The following is a 16360-nucleotide window of genomic DNA, read 5'->3' as shown; positions in this document are numbered from 1 at the left end:
TTCACTTAACTACGAAATTAATTGTACATAACTAAGGTGTTATTTTTAAAGCAATTGAGGTTTATGCAGTAGGGGTAAATAAAAATACTTGTTTAGGACTTTTTAGCGTTTAAATATGCAAATATCACATAATAAAAAAGTATAAATAACAGTAAAAAATAATAATAAATTTTTTATTATTTTGACCTCTTACGATGATTTTTATACAGGAATTGCTAAAGCTGCAAACGAAAGCCATTAGCTTATAAAACTAATGGCTGTGAAGACTTCTGATTAAGAGTAAATAAACGCTTTAAACTTTAGCTTTTTTATTCGGCCATAAAAATGCAGCTAAGGCAGGTAACACGATAATAGCGGCTAACATATTCACTAAAAACATAAAGGTTAGTAGTATTCCCATGTCTACTTGGAATTTCAAATCAGAAAAGAACCAAGTTGATACACCAATGGCGAGTGTAACCCCTGTTATTAACACGGCACTCCCACGCTCTTTCAATGCAGCAAGGTAAGCATCATGTACATTGGCACCATTTTTTAATTCGCTACTCATGGTTGATAGAATATAAATACCATAATCAACCCCAATACCAACACCTAATGCAATAACTGGTAAGGTTGACACAGTTAAACCAATATCCAATACCGTCATTAACCATTGAGCCAATGTTGAAACCACATATAATGGTAACACGACGACGATTGTGGCTCTGATACTTCTAAAGCTCAATAAACATAAAACAATGACAGCACCATAGACATACAACATCATAGGTAATTGCGCATCTGCTACTGCTTCATTAGTCGCGGCCATCACCCCGACAGGCCCTGAGGCTAATTTAAATTGTAATTGATCACTACCCAGTTCCTTACCCGCTATTTTAATTTCATTCACAACACGCTCAATGGTATCTGCTTTGTGGTCTTGTAAAAATAAAATCACCGGCATAACGCTACAATCTCTATTCAACAAGCCACTTGAGGACGGTATACGAGCAATTGATTGCACTAATGTTTGTTTGTTGCGAGGAATAACACGCCAATTAGGATTACCTTCATTGTAACCTGCATTAACTAATTTAGAAATCGAGGCTAAACTAACAGCTGATTGAACTCCAGGAACGTTTTCCATACGCCATTGAAATCTATCAATAGTATCCATTGTCTCGTAATAAGTACACGCATCAGGTACTGACTCAATAATAACTGACATATAATCAACACTAATGGCATAACGATTGGTAATAAGAAAGGTATCTTGATTATATCGTGATGTTTCATGCAAAGCAAGGCGCTCCTGCATGTAATTCTCCAATTTTTAAATTTTGGGAATTAAGAAATCCGGCGGCGTAAATAATGACAGTGAAGAACAAAATGATAAGCGCCGGTTTCTTTGTTGAGAAACTGGCCATAAAGCGCCAAAACCCACTCCCTTCGCCAATATTACCCGCATGATTCTTTCTGTCTTTCGGTGTAATTGTTAAATATGAAACCAACAAGGGTAATAAAATCAAGTTAGTTAAAATAATCATAGCAACACCTAAAGATGCGGTAATTGCTAATTCTTTTATAATGCCTATATCAATTGACAGTAAGGTCATAAAACCTACTGTATCAGATAATAACGCTATCCCACCTGGAATTAATAATGCTCTAAAGCTTATTTGTGCAGCAGCCTGACTCGTAACACCTAAACTGACTTGTTTTACGACAGAATTGATCATTTGCACACCATGGCTTACACCAATAGCAAACACTAAAAAAGGCACTAAGATTGACATAGGGTCTAAGCCAAAACCCAGTGTAGACAACATTCCCATTTGCCAAATCACGGCAACTAAAGAACATAAAATAGGTAATAAGGTTAAACTGACAGAATGACAGAAAAAGTAAACCATGATAGCGGTAATAACAATAGCAATGAGGAAGAATGTAACAACACCCTTCGCTCCTTCAGCAACATCCCCAACCATCTTTGAAAAACCAATAATATGAACGGTAATATTATCTTTTTCAAAGGGTTTACGCACTTCTTCCTCAAGTTGAGCAGCGATAATTAGCGTATCAAGTTTTTCACCTGTTTCTGGGTTAAAATCTAATAAAGAAGCCTTAACCATGGCACAACTGTAATCATCTGCAACAATACTGCCGACAATGCCCGCTTTTTCAATATTGGCTTTAACTGTTGCTAAACCACGTTCGTTTGGTTGAAAATCAGCGGGAATAACGGGGCCCCCTGCGAAACCATCTTCTACCACTTCAACAAATCGAGTACTTGGAGAGTATAAAGATTTAACTTGAATACGATCCACGCCGGGTATAAAAAATAACTTGTCATGAACCCCTTTCAACGCACCAAAGAAATCTGGTGTAAAAATGTCGCCATCACTATTACAAACAGAAATTAAAATGTTATTTGCGCCACCAAAATTTTCCCGATGCTTTAGATAAGTTTTCATATAACTATGGTTAAGTGGGATATTTTTAGTGAATGATGCGCCTAACTTTATTTGTGTTGCTTGAAATAGCAAAAATGCACTGACAAGCACAAACAACATCAATACAATAAATTTATGACGAAACAGACCTACTTCTAAACGGTTTGCGAGAGAAATTTTCATAATTTTTTACGACCCAACTTTTTATGGTTTACGTTTTTATCTAATCAAATTCTAAACTTTAGAATCATTTAGATATTATTATTAGACTTATTTATAAAGAGATTATTTTTATGCCTACATCAGACACAGCAACTAATTGCCCTTTAAACCAAATGCCGCCGATTAATGATTTTCCATCCCTTTGTGTTTTCAAACGGTAAGTTTGTCCATCATCAATACTTTCGAGTAAAACCCCATTATTGGCTAAGAGGAATATACGTTCGTCATCACTGAGTACAATATCATTAATTAGTGCTGTTGCATTAGTTTCTCTTGATTTCCAAGGTCTACCATTGAGTAAGCTTCGAAAAACATGACCACGTAAACCAACAACAAGCAAATTTCCTTGCTGCGTTCTTGATATATCAAAAAATGAACCTTGATAAATGCTATCAAAGGCTTGCCGGCTTTTACCAAAATCATTACTTTTAACAATTAAGCCAACTTCCCCGACCATATATAGTGTTCTGCCGTCCATAAACATACGGTTAAAGTGAGGCAAGATAAAAGCGGCTTCATCTAAATAAGCATCCTCATCGTCTGCTTTTAATTCTGCCATATATTCAGCATCGCTTGGTGGAAGGATTTCACTATGAAATTCACTTTGCCAAGTATTACCACTGTCATTTGTACGAAAAGTTAGGCCATAAGCGCCAATCGCAATTCCTTCAGTAGGGGATTTAAAAACAATATCAAACAGCGGCTTTTGTAGTTCAGGCATATACTGCTGTATTTTCCAGGTTAAACCACCATCAATTGAATGCAATATTGTTGCATCATGACCAACAGCCCAACCAAGAGAGTCGTCTAAAAAAAACACACTTGTCAGAGTAGTTTGTAATGGGACATCTGCTTGTTGCCAGTTCACAGCATCTGACGATAAAATAATATGACCGTGTTCACCAACGGCGACAAGTTTGTCAGGTCCGGCCTTGGTAATACCTAACAATAAGGATTTGCTCGCTAAGCGCGCTTTAACAGAGGGATTAATATTAGCTGAGCTAGTTACTTTTACAGGCTGTTCAGCAGCATAACTGAATTGGCCTAAAGTGCTTAAAAGTAAAATAATAGAAAGTGGAAAGGAAACAAAACGCATTGTTGAAATTCTCGACATTAATGACAAAAAAAGGACAAAAAGCTATTCAATAACTACAAAAGAACAATAACTACAAAAGAACAATAACTACAAATGTACATTCACAATAATAAAAGTAAACTGAAACAGAAGCAAATTAAGCAGAAGTAATAACAAAAACGGTGGCATCAGCCACCGTTTTTTGATAAAAAGAGTTTACTTTCTACCTTCTACCTTCTCGTCTTAATGCTGCTTGGTGTAAAATCATCATCCGCTAACTCCACAGAAAAATCATACATTTTAGCTTCATTATCTAAGCCCATAGCAACATATCGTCTTGATTGAAAATCATGGAACACTTCAAGAGTAGACCACTGTGTTGGAACTTCATAGTAATTTAAACCATGAGCAACAGCTACCCGATATAATTCATCACGATTATCATAAATATCAGCGACAGCAACTTGCCGCCTATCTTCATCTATATAGAAAACACGTTTTTTATAGGTATGACGCGTATTTTCTTTCAAGTTAGCTTCTACTACCCAAACACGATGTTTTTCATATCGAACCAATTCAGGATTTATATGACCTGGTTGGATAATATCTTCATATTTAACTTTATCGCTATGTAATCGATAGTCATTATAAGGAATAAACAACTCTTGCTTACCTTTTAATGTCCAATTATATCGATTAGGTGCACCGTTATACATATCAAAATCATCAGTCAAACGTAAACCATCTGATGCACTCCCTGGGGCATCATAAGCAACATTTGGCGCACGTCTTACACGACGTTGACCAGTGTTATATGTCCATGCTTGACGAGGAGTTTTAATTTGATCCATCGTTTCGTGTACCAATAAAGCCGTTCCGGCTAAACGTGCCGGTTCAGTTACCTTCTGCTTGAATTTAAACAAAATATTGGTATTTTCTAGCGCTGCAGGTGTTGTTCCTTCAACATCATAAGGTAGCAATAATTGATCATCAAAACCAACATAAGTAAAGTCACCTGATGCTGTTGGGGCTGCTTGACCACCTTGACGAACAATTGCTTCACCACGATAGCGTACAATGTGGTTCCAAATGGCTTCTAATCCATTCTCTGGAATTGGAAAAGGAATACCCACAGCTGCATTTTTAATACCATTACCCTCTTCAACAAGTTCTGCTCTAGTGGAGTTCACTTTTACAGCCTTGTATACATGTTCAGGAAATGATGCACTTCTACGTGTTTGATAAACATTCATTTTATACGTATCGGGATAAGTTTCGAATAACTTTACTTGCCCCGGCGTTAATAAACTCTTGTAGTCTGCAACATTTTTTGCGGTTATCGTAAATTTAACTTTATCATTTGGGTAGGGATCTAAATGATGATCACCTACGGTATAGCCCGCAGGAGCTTTAGTAATACCACCGGTCCACTCTGGAATAGAACCATCTTTATTAGCCGCTTTCACAGCGCCCATAGGTGTTAGTTCATTACCTAATTTAGCGGCTTCTTCAGCTGAAATTTTTGCCATCGCGACATTGGATGTAAGGGCAACTGTTACAGCTAATAATATTGTACTTTTCTTCATGCTACTTTTATTGAAGGAATAAGTCTTAAAAATCTGATTTTTCATCGTTGTTGCCTTTTCTTAAATTGAATAACTAATACTTAAAGATACATAATCACGATCTTCAATCTGGTTAGTTGTACCCACACCATCAAAGAAACTGTTGTAATTTACTTCTGCTTTCCAAGTACTTTGATAGTCTAACGTTAGCCCCAGTGCCACAGATTTTCTGTCTTCGATGAACAAAAACAATGGATCGGGTGTGATACCTTTAACATCATGAGAAAACACTACGCGCGGACTCATATTTATGCCTGAGAAAACGTTAGAATAATCTAGTTTGGCTATTACTCTATAGCCCCAAGCAAAATCAGTTGGGAATGGATTAGTTTCAATCCCATCTTGTAAACCTAACTCTAAACCGGGTGCTGCTGCAACACCTCCATTTCTGGCTGTTCCGGGTCCATTCAAGCGAAGCACATCTTCATCAGGCATATCATTAATGTTAATACCACCAATTTCAAATACACCGGCAAATTGACTTGCTCCAAGCATAGGACCAAACAAATGCGTTACCGTCATTTGAGCTTGAACTGTATCTGATAAAACAAAACCGTCTGCAGTTATCCCTGACTCAAATGGTTGCCCCGTTGTAGGATCATTAAGGCTTCGGAAATATTATTTAGATCATCTCGAAGACCTGCGTTATACAATTGTTGCGGCATGGCAGCAAAAAGCAATTCAACATCATCAATTTGCAGTGGCTCATCTTGACGGTAACTAATTTCACCCGCTATTGCCGTTTCACCTAATGTAGTATTAAAACTTAACGCATACATTTTAATATCTTCGGGATATTGCAGTTTTACTTGTGAGAAAGTGCCAAGATCGTAGAGATTATCTTGAGTGATAGGATTACCAAGAATATAAGCAAGATCAGCTCCGATTGAAGCCGCATTATAATTAGCTGTTTGTCCAAGAAAAACTGGTCTACGGCTATGATAATTTACATAATAAAGGCTTAGCTCTGTTTCATTTAGCTCAGGTAAGTACCAAGAAAGACGTAAACCATATTGACCACCATCATCAGGTTGCCATTCTGCCGTTTCCCCAGGTGAACGCAGCGTAACTTTAGTTGAGTACGCTAAATACATTTGACCTGCAGTAGCACTATCAATTGCGCCTGTTCTTAACAAACCACCTATTTGATTTAAGCCTGCCATTAGGGTGTTAACATCAATGTCTGGATTTCCAGAGAACCCAAGTTGAACATTATTATTATTACCACCATCACCAAAAAATCATTGGTAGAAAAATAACTGCCTGGCGGTGGTAAAATAGTTTTTTCCCACGAATATTGATAAAAGGCTTCAATATTAAAGTTATCCGTAACACCTAATGACCCCCAAACAGCACCAAAAGGAATAAAGGCTTCTTTTAACTCAGCACCGGGGGCTTTTAAGCGTGCTATATCTACCGGGTTTATTTCACTGATACCATGACCAATCAGTGTACTTTCACCCCAAATAATAACTTGTTGACCCGCACGTACTGAAAACGGCATTTCGCCTAAATCAAAGTTTCCATAAACATACGCATCAAGTAATCTAATATCCGTACATACTTGCTTCTTCGCTTCACTATCATCACAAGGATTATTAACCTGACCGCTAGTTGGGTTTGTCCAACTTCTGTCATTATCCATCATGGCAAAATCGTAATAGTACATACCACGAACAAAAACCCCCATGCCATCATAATGCACGTCTAATTCGTGTGTACCCTTTATCAATTGGGAGAAAGATTCGCCTTTATCATAATTTAAATTACCATTATCGCCGTTAGAGGAATAACCACCTGCTCCCTGCCATAACGTAACGTTTTTCGGATTTGCATTTAATGCGGCGTTGTATTTACTAAAATCAAAACCATTATTTAAGTTATTGGCTTTAGCAACATTGTCATTCCAATTACGGTTTTCAGCACGCCGCCTAGAGCCAACACTGAATGTAGAATCAAAACTAACATCTACATCGCCAAAATTCCACCTTGCAGCTTGTGCACTGTTTAGGCTTGCGCCTAAAAGTGTCATTGAAAGTGCTGCGGCAATACCAACGGCTAAAGGTTTTTTAGAAAACCTGCGAGGGTTATTATTCATTTATACTCTCCCCTGAAGCAAATCAAGTAATATGTAATGCGACTCTGTGACTACGCACATCTAGAGCAACATCTTGAACAAAACTTACATCGTTATTTGTTTTATTATTTATCAACTAACAAGTGCGATAGTTAATTCACAATTGACAGTTAAACAATAATTGCATCATTTCAACTCGGTAGCAAGTGTAAAAAACAATAGATAAATGACTGTATTATAATGATTTGCATTTAACTTACAGCCAAAAACAGCCAAACGTTTAAAACGCGTGTTTTAAACCAAAACCAGTAACAGATTTTACTTTCTACTAAGTTAATGAAATATAGCTTATTTGTGACAAAAAAAAGGCATGAATCAAACGGTCGATGGTCTGACCACTATTTAAAGCTATTACTCTAGATGTATTAAAAAAACAAACTAAGAAATTTTTATTAAGGATAAAAATTTATTATTTTGTGTTTCTAAACAAAAATGACCCGTAATGCCATGGCTTGTTAAATACTTTCGCAAATGCATTGCCGAAATTTAACCTTTGTGCCTAAATTACTCATCACTACAATCGATTGAATTTCGCCTCGGTAATAGGGTAGAAACTCATTCGCCGATAACTTTATTGAGAAATAATACTTCATTTACGTTTTATATTCGTTTGATACTAGATCATTATTTTAAAATATAGACTGAAATGTGAATAAATGCACATGTCAGTCTATCGAGAAGGGTTATCGAGATTAAATTGCCAGAGAAGCATCTAATTTTTCTTTTAGATCATTCGATAAATTCGGTAAGTTTTGTAATCGCACTAACTGTTCCTTCATTAAAGCTTTATGTGGATTAGCAAAACTATTAAATTGAATGAGTGGTGTGATTAATCGAGACGCGACTTGAGGGTTAATCGTATTAAGCGCTGCAATTTTATCTGCTAAAAACTCGTAACCTTGACCCGAACTATGATGAAAATATTTAGGATTATTCATTGCAAAAGCACCAATTAATGACCTTGCTCGGTTAGGATTTTTTAAACTAAATAAATGATGTTCCGTTAAGTTATTTAATTGACGATAAATATCCTCACTAACTAGGCTAGCGGATAGTGAAAAATACTTATCCATTACAAGTGCCGTGTCTTGCCATTGAGACTCAAACTTTTGCATTTGTTCAGTAAAAATAGCAAGATTATATTTTGCACTACAGCTTAATGCGGCAAGGGAGTCAGTCATGTTGTCTGATTCATCAAATTGTTGTTCCACCAACAGTGTATGTTGTTCAAGGGGCGCTAAATAATGCAAACAAATATTTTTTAAAGCTTTATTACTTGTAATCTCGGCTTCAGTAAGCTCGTTATTCTGTAATATCGTTTTGCAATAATGAAGTTTATCTAATAAAGGTTGTTCTAACCCTTGAGCAATGAATAATGTGAGGGTCTCTATTGCTGAAACTATCGCTATCGGGTTAACTTCGTCAATCATATCTGCTGCTTCATCAAAGCTTGGTAATATCAACTGTTCGGCAATAAAAGCGGGATCTTCATCAGAGGCTAAAATATCGGTAAAACACGTTAAAAGCTGTGTTGGTATCTGAAAGTCAGGCATTAAAGTTAAAGATTTTAAGTAGGACATTAATAATTTTTGTCCTGCATCCCATCGACAAAAACTGTTTTTAGCACTAGTAATGATAGTAAATAGTTCCTCATCGGTCTGTTCAAAATCAGTTTTTACTGGCGCACTAAAGTCAGCTAATAAAGCGATTGTGGGTTTTAATTCGAATCCACTAAAAGTAAACACTTGCGATTCTTCTGTTAACTCAACCATGAACTCCTGTACATTTTTTGCTTCATTGCTATCTGTTATTAGCTCAATCTTAATTGGAATATGCAATGCATCTGGGGCAACTTGTACTTTGGTAACTGGTGACCTTTGCAATAGGGTTAAACTGTACGTAGCTTGTTCTGGGTCAAAATGTTCACTTACACTTATAGTAGGTGTGCCTGATTGACTATACCAACGTTTGAATTGCGTTAAACTTTTACCGGATGCATCACTCATTGCATTAATAAAATCATCACAGGTAACGGCCATACCATCAAAACGCTTAAAATAGAGATCCATTCCTAATCTAAAATTATCTTTACCTAACAAGGTATGCAGCATCCGAATAACTTCAGCACCCTTCTCGTAAACGGTTAACGTATAAAAATTATTCATTTCTAAAACTTTTTCAGGTCGAATAGGATGCGACATTGGTCCTGCATCTTCAGCAAACTGTTGTGAACGTAATACTCGTACGTTCTGAATGCGAGTTACTGCACTCGAGTGCATATCTGCACTGAATTGCTGATCGCGGAAAACAGTTAATCCTTCTTTTAGACTTAACTGAAACCAATCTCGACAGGTAACTCTATTTCCGGTCCAATTATGAAAGTACTCATGTGCTATTACAGCTTCAATATTAAAATAATCACTATCCGTTGCGCAGTTTTTATCTGCCAAAACGTATTTACTATTAAATACATTCAAGCCTTTATTTTCCATTGCGCCCATATTGAAAAAATCCACGGCAACAATCATATAGATATCTAAATCATATTCTAAACCAAACGTTTCTTCATCCCATTGCATCGATTTTTTTAACGAAGCCATTGCATGTTCGGCTTTATGCAAGTTGCCTTTATCAACAAAAATTTCTAAGGCCACTTTTCTATTCGAGCAGGTAGTAAAAGTGTCTGCTAATAAGTCAAAATCACCTGCAACTAACGCGAATAAGTAACAAGGTTTGGGGAAAGGGTCGTGCCAGGTGACAAAATGTTTATTGTTATCGAGAGCACCCTCTTCAATTTTATTACCATTTGATAATAGATAAGGATATAAGGTTTTGTCTGCAATAATTTTAGTTGTAAAAACCGACATGACATCTGGTCTATCAAAATAATAGCTTATACGACGAAAACCTTCTGCTTCACATTGCGTACAGAATGCATTTCCTGATTTAAATAAACCTTCAAGTGACGTATTATTTTCAGGGTCTATTTGCGTCACAATAGTAAGGGTAAAACTGTCTTCATTTGTGTTCAACGTCACGTTATTCTCTGATAACGTATATTGCTCAGGTGAAAGCTTGTTATTATTTAGGGTAATAGAGAGTAAGGTTTGTTGTTCTCCATCTAACACAAGAGGTTCATTATGTTCACCTTGACGGGATACAGACATTTCATTGGTAACTTGCGTTTGAGTGTCATCTAATTCAACGGTTAACTTAATAGAGTGTACTGTATAAAATGCGGGTTTGTAATCCGCTAAAAATCGAGAAGTTGACTGAGTCATAAAAATCCAAATATGAGGTAATAATTCTTATTTAATTACAAGGTGAACTAGAGTGAGCTATATAACTATAGTCCGGAAAAGGGGCAATAACCCTACCTAGCAAGCCTTTAATCATTTTCTTGAGCTAATCACATTGATCACTGGTTAGTTTTTTAATTTTGAAACCTGAATAGGCATATATTACGGCAATTATGGGGTTTATTAAATTAAAAAAACAGTAAAAAATATAGTCGTACGATGTCAAAGCAAGAGCACCAAACATAAAGGCACCACAGGTGTTCCAAGGGATTAAAGGAGAAGTAATGGTACCTGAGTCTTCAAGTGTTCTGCTTAGAACTGTAGGGTGTAATCCACGACGTTGATATTCTGCTTTAAACATTCTACCAGGCATAACAATTGCCATGTACTGGTCAGCAGTAATTAGATTAGTACCTATACAAGTCAGTATAGTACTAGTGATTAGGCTACCTACCGACTTAGCTGTTTTCAAAATAGATTCTACAAATTTAGCTAACATGCCTAAGTGTTCCAAAACCGCACCAAAGCTTAAAGCGCAAATAACTAACCAAATAGTATTTAACATACTTGACATACCACCACGACTAAGCAGTTTATCAATTTCCTGATTACCTGTATTAACAACAATACCATCAAAAAAAGCAGTCCAAATAACTGTTATATTAGCCGTGGTATTTGAAACCCCCTCTTTAGCCATACTCAAAATTAAGTCTTGCTGAAAAATTCCTGACCAAATAGCACCAATGATGGCGCCTATTGCAACAGCAGGAAAAGCAGGCATTTTTTTAAAAGCCAATACTAATAGAATCAACAAAGGAATTAAATTAACGACAGAAATATCATACGTTGCTTCTAAGGTTGATGTTAATGTTTCAATGCTTCCTGTGTTTTCTATATTAGATGAAGAATGATTAAAACCAATAATTAAAAATAAAATGAGGGTAATAGAGATAGAAGGAATAGTCGTCCATAACATATACCGTATATGGTCAAATAATTCACTACCGGCAACAGCAGGAGCTAGATTGGTTGTTTCAGATAATGGTGATAATTTATCGCCAAAGTATGCACCTGAAATCACAGCACCTGCAGTGACAGCAGTCGACATATCAAAGCCATTTGAAATACCAATAAAAGCAACACCAACTGTTGCAGCGGTTGTCCATGAACTACCAATACTCATTGCTACTATACCACAAACTATACAGCAAGCTGCATAAAACCAACTGGGGTCTATTATCTGTAAACCATAATAAATCATGGTCGGTACCGTACCTGATAATAACCACGTACCGATTAAAGCGCCAACCGTTAATAATATTAAAACAGCACCCAATGAGATGGATATCCCTTTGATTATCGACTTCTCAATACCTTCCCATTGATAACCATTTTTAAGACCAATAACAATAGCAATCCCCATTGCTAATAAAAGTGCGATTTGATTTGGACCAAAAGAAGAGTTATCTGAAAAATAGCCAACAGAAGCTGTCAGCATGATAACGAGCGATACCAGAGGAATAACAGAGTCTAACATACTAGGATCTTTTGACGCTCTGTTTTTTATTGGTGCTTGATTTGACATTTTATGAATTTATCCTTTTATAATAGTTGTTATATAATTCACACTCATCGAGTCGATTATTTATTCATTTTAATTAAATATAAATACCAGTATTAAGAGACAAGAAAGCCGCCCTTAGGGCGGCTTTCTTATTTATATATTTCTTATTTTTTGGCTATTTTGCCTAAACTAACTAGGTCAAAAGTAATTAGTGCCGTTTCATCTAGAAATGGGTCCATCTCATCTAAATCATCAGGTAAATCTTCAAGATCATCTACCGGCTTTTTACCTAGCTTAACAAGTCGTTCATTTATACGAATAAGTCGCTTACTTTTACGCTCTTCACGGTCAGTCTTACGTTTCTCTAGATTCAAAGAAATTACTTTATCATCTTTTTCAGCTTTATACGTTTTAATATCTTCAAGTAGATAGTTAAACTCGCTGTTATCTTTAATTCTTGCTTGATATAAAGAAGTTAAATAGGTGACGTCATGGGCAACATCATTCAATTTAGCATAGTCAGCTTTATCTATTTGATCCCAAGGTAATGCGTTTTCTTCTTTACTTTCACCCCAATCAGCCGGGTCTACAGCACTTGGAAAAGCAATATCGGGTAAAACACCTCTATGTTGTGTGCTACCACCATTGATGCGGTAAAACTTAGCAATTGTGTATTGAATACTACCTAAAGGATGTTCATACAAATCGTAAACACGTCCTAAACCACGGTGTTGCTGAACTGTACCTTTACCAAACGTGTGTTCACCTACAATAACACCACGACCATAATCTTGAATTGCAGCAGCAAATATTTCAGAAGCAGAAGCACTGTATCGGTCAACCATCACGGTCAATGGCCCATCATAATAACTTATACCGTCTTTATCACGATGAACATCCACTCGGTTTGCACCATTTCTAATTTGAACAACTGGGCCTTTATCTATAAACAAGCCAGTTAATAATGTTGCTTCAGGTAAAGAGCCACCACCATTACCACGTAAGTCAACAATAATGCCCTGCACTTCTTGCTCTTTAAGTTTAGCAATTTCTTTTTTGACATCACGTGATAAATTATTATAAAAACTAGGAATTGTTATAATACCTAATTTTTTTCCTAATTTAGTTGGTTCTGCATTAACGGAGTCTTTAGTTTCAGCTTTTTCGTCATCCGTTTCAGCTTTTTCAATGCCGATACCTTCATAATAAATTTCTGACTTTGCGGCTTTATTTTCTAACTTAATTTTATCTCGAACGATAGTAACTTCTTTAATATCTGAAATATCATCTGATTCACCAGATAAAACTTGTAATCGAACAGTTGTTCCTTTCGGACCTTTTATTTTATCAACAACATCATCTAGTCGCCATCCAATAACATCTTCAAATTCTTTCTCGCCTTGAGCTACACCAACAATGCGATCTTTGGGCTTCAAACCTTTCGATGCATCTGCTTGGTCCACCGCTAATAACACTTTGAATAACGGTATAATCTTCTTCTGCACGAAGTACGGCGCCAATGCCTTCAAGGGATAAGTTCATTTCCATTTGAAAACGTTCTGCATTACGCGGCGATAAATACGAAGTATGGGGTTCAACAACACGAGCAAAACTGTTCATGACAAGTTGAAAGACATCCTCACTCTCACTCTGCTTAATTCTTTTAACCGCATATTTATAACGTTTAATCAGTACTTCTTTCGCTTTAGTCCACTCTTTACCCGTTAAAAGTAAATTTAACACATCAGATTTAACTTTTATCCGCCATAATTCATCTAATTCAGCTGTGGAAGTTGCCCAGGGTGCATCTTCTCTATCATATTCATAAACATCATCTTTACTAAAATCAAACGGTGTTTTTTGTGATTTTTCATCGTCGGTCTTAGTAGAAATAACAGGTGAGTTAAGTAAATTAAGTGCAAATTGGTAACGTTCTAATCGTCTTTGCATATTCAAGTTATAAATATCATACGCGGCTGACAATTTCCCACGCGCAAACACATCATCAAACCCATCACTATTTTTTTCTAACGCGGTAATATCAGAAGCTAAAAATATATTCCGTGAATAATCGAGCTGTTTTATGTAACGTTCAAAAACTTCTTTGGATAGTTCGTCGTTAATCTTGATTTTTTTGTAGTGCCCGCGGGTAAAACTTGCTGCAATTCGTTTACTCGCGGTTGCATGTTGGCTTTCGGGGCTAAGTATCGGTAAGGGGGTATCTTTGGTTATATCATCAAATGCAAACGCATTATAGCTACTTAATGAAAAACTTACCGACAATGATACGGCAAGTGCTATACGACAAAATTTTTGCATGCACGCTACTCCAAACGATGATAAACATTCAGGCTCAACAATAATACTTATTAAATTGCTAAACCTTAATTCTCTTTGTGGGGTAAACTTTTAACCACCGGCGGTAAAAAAGCCCCCACAAATGATGTACTATTTTTTACTGATTAAAATAAATAAACATATTGAATTATGAATATATATTTTGCATCTGTGTTTTAATTGTCATGCCTGAGTCAAGTTGAACACTGACATCTTTACCGGCAATTTCTGTAATAGTTGCATTCATAGGTGCATTACCTAACTGAACTTTAACTTTACTTCCTATATTTATTGTAGCGGAATCTACTTGTTTCAATAGCGGTAATTCTTTTTTCACTCTTTGGACGCTTGGTCGATTTAACAGTTTTGAATTTACCGCCATCACGCTTAGCTGCTTCAGAGCCTTTATTTTTATTGACTTCAGTGGCTTTTTATCACCTTTTTCTTGAGGCTTTTTATTAGTCAAAGAATTGTTACCAAATTTTTCTTGGCTTTCTTTTAAGGTTTTACTAGCGTATTTAGCTTGCTCTTCATCAATTTCAGCAACGTCATTACCTTCAATATCAACCCTAAAAGCCCCTACCTTAATTGCTTTAAGGTAGCGCCAACTACTCGTATAATGTCTTAATGCTTGCCTTAATCGAGTTTTACTAATCGTTTCATCATCATCTAATTTTTCAGCTAAATCTTGAAATATGCCAACTTTCAGAGGTTTTACTGGTCCTTTTAGTGAAAAACACGCAGGGAATTTTTCGACTAAATAGGAAATGATGTCTTTGGTGCTTATTCGTTTAATTTGAGTTTCCATAAATACAACTTTTATACAGTTTCAGTTAAATAGTTTAAATTAATAATCTTGGTTTTGTAGGTGTTGATCTCTGTTTTCTAAAACATGCCGACACCAATCATAAATATCTTCAGATGCTAAATCGGGTAATTCATCCTGCCCAATCCAAGTATCCCATATCAAAGCTAATAACTGCTCTAATACCTCAGTTTCTATATCTTCTTCCGCTAAATCATAGAAGGTATGGTAAAACTCATTGATTTTCTCTACAACTTGCTCTTCTTGACCATCCCAATCACCAATTATTGCTTCGGTTACTAGGTAATCATGTATGACTACAAATTCTTTCATAATACTTTTATTTTCATCGCACTAAGTTCATTTTACTGCCAATAAGCTTTGCTCAAACACTGCAACTATTGCTTCTAAACCATCTTGATCTTCTTGGTCAAAACGTTCGAAGCTAGTACTGTCAATGTCCAAAACTGCTATTATATCACCGTTAACTTGAACGGGGATAACAATTTCAGCATTCGTTGATGCATCACAAGCTATATGTCCATCAAATTGATGAACATCAAGGATGCGTTGAGTAGTTTTAGATTGTGCTGCTGTACCACAAACTCCTTTACCTAACGGAATTCTAATACAGGCCACTTTACCTTGAAATGGACCTAAAACAAGTTGATTTTCAATCACTCGGTAAAAACCAAGCCAATTAACTTGTTCTAACGCATCAAAAAGTAAGGCGGAGATATTTGCCATATTGGCGATTGGGTCTGTTTCATCTTGAATTAACGCTTTTGTTTGCATTAATAATTCTTGATAAAACGCTGTTTTACTATCCAATGAGATATTCCAACGATTTAAATGTAGCTT

The 16360-nt window shown here is 36.1% G+C and carries 6 protein-coding genes and 5 pseudogenes; all 11 read right to left on the bottom strand.

Annotated features, from left to right (window positions below; all coding sequences use genetic code 11):
* Positions 1-292 precede the first annotated feature (292 nt).
* Positions 293-2618, bottom strand: a pseudogene (locus tag L3081_RS13130) (efflux RND transporter permease subunit).
* A gap of 91 nt (positions 2619-2709) precedes the next feature.
* Positions 2710-3753: a WD40/YVTN/BNR-like repeat-containing protein gene (locus L3081_RS13125; RefSeq protein ID WP_242286607.1), complete on the bottom strand. Its 1044-nt coding sequence runs from the start codon at positions 3751-3753 to the stop codon at positions 2710-2712.
* Between the two features lie 202 nt (positions 3754-3955).
* Positions 3956-5318 (bottom strand): annotated as a pseudogene (locus L3081_RS13120) (DUF1329 domain-containing protein).
* A 60-nt stretch (positions 5319-5378) separates the two neighbouring features.
* A pseudogene (locus L3081_RS13115) lies at positions 5379-7455 on the bottom strand (DUF1302 domain-containing protein).
* A 417-nt stretch (positions 7456-7872) separates the two neighbouring features.
* Positions 7873-8087 (bottom strand): annotated as a pseudogene (locus tag L3081_RS13110) (DUF2835 family protein).
* 99 nt (positions 8088-8186) lie between these two features.
* A complete protein-coding gene (gene pepN / locus L3081_RS13105; RefSeq protein ID WP_242286606.1) occupies positions 8187-10775 on the bottom strand; it encodes an aminopeptidase N in 2589 nt (862 codons plus the stop codon).
* Between the two features lie 124 nt (positions 10776-10899).
* Positions 10900-12378, bottom strand: a complete 1479-nt coding sequence (nhaC, locus tag L3081_RS13100) for a Na+/H+ antiporter NhaC (RefSeq protein WP_242286605.1) — start codon at positions 12376-12378, stop codon at positions 10900-10902.
* Positions 12379-12521: 143 nt separating this feature from the next.
* Positions 12522-14676 (bottom strand): annotated as a pseudogene (prc, locus tag L3081_RS13095) (carboxy terminal-processing peptidase).
* A 166-nt stretch (positions 14677-14842) separates the two neighbouring features.
* The gene (gene proQ, locus L3081_RS13090) at positions 14843-15502 is read right to left on the bottom strand and encodes an RNA chaperone ProQ (protein ID WP_242286604.1); all 660 of its coding nucleotides are present in this window, start codon (positions 15500-15502) and stop codon (positions 14843-14845) included.
* A 39-nt stretch (positions 15503-15541) separates the two neighbouring features.
* Positions 15542-15832 (bottom strand): hypothetical protein, encoded by a 291-nt coding sequence (locus tag L3081_RS13085; RefSeq protein ID WP_242286603.1) that lies wholly within the window; start codon positions 15830-15832, stop codon positions 15542-15544.
* A gap of 27 nt (positions 15833-15859) precedes the next feature.
* The gene (locus tag L3081_RS13080; RefSeq protein WP_242287039.1) at positions 15860-16294 is read right to left on the bottom strand and encodes a GAF domain-containing protein; all 435 of its coding nucleotides are present in this window, start codon (positions 16292-16294) and stop codon (positions 15860-15862) included.
* Positions 16295-16360: the final 66 nt, after the last annotated feature.

The sequence above is a fragment of the Colwellia maritima genome (genome assembly GCF_022669015.1).
GTDB lineage: Bacteria > Pseudomonadota > Gammaproteobacteria > Enterobacterales > Alteromonadaceae > Colwellia > Colwellia maritima.
Note: the sequence above shows the minus strand (reverse complement) of the source record. Positions and strands in the feature narration are given on the sequence as shown.

Excerpts from the sequence above, each read along its gene's own strand:
- L3081_RS13125 (WP_242286607.1), bottom strand. The coding sequence starts at position 3,753 with ATGCGTTTTGTTTCCTTTCCACTTTCTATTATTTTACTTTTAAGCACT.
- pepN (WP_242286606.1), bottom strand. The coding sequence starts at position 10,775 with ATGACTCAGTCAACTTCTCGATTTTTAGCGGATTACAAACCCGCATTT.
- L3081_RS13080 (WP_242287039.1), bottom strand. The coding sequence starts at position 16,294 with ATGCAAACAAAAGCGTTAATTCAAGATGAAACAGACCCAATCGCCAAT.
- nhaC (WP_242286605.1), bottom strand. The coding sequence starts at position 12,378 with ATGTCAAATCAAGCACCAATAAAAAACAGAGCGTCAAAAGATCCTAGT.
- L3081_RS13085 (WP_242286603.1), bottom strand. The coding sequence starts at position 15,832 with ATGAAAGAATTTGTAGTCATACATGATTACCTAGTAACCGAAGCAATA.
- proQ (WP_242286604.1), bottom strand. The coding sequence starts at position 15,502 with ATGGAAACTCAAATTAAACGAATAAGCACCAAAGACATCATTTCCTAT.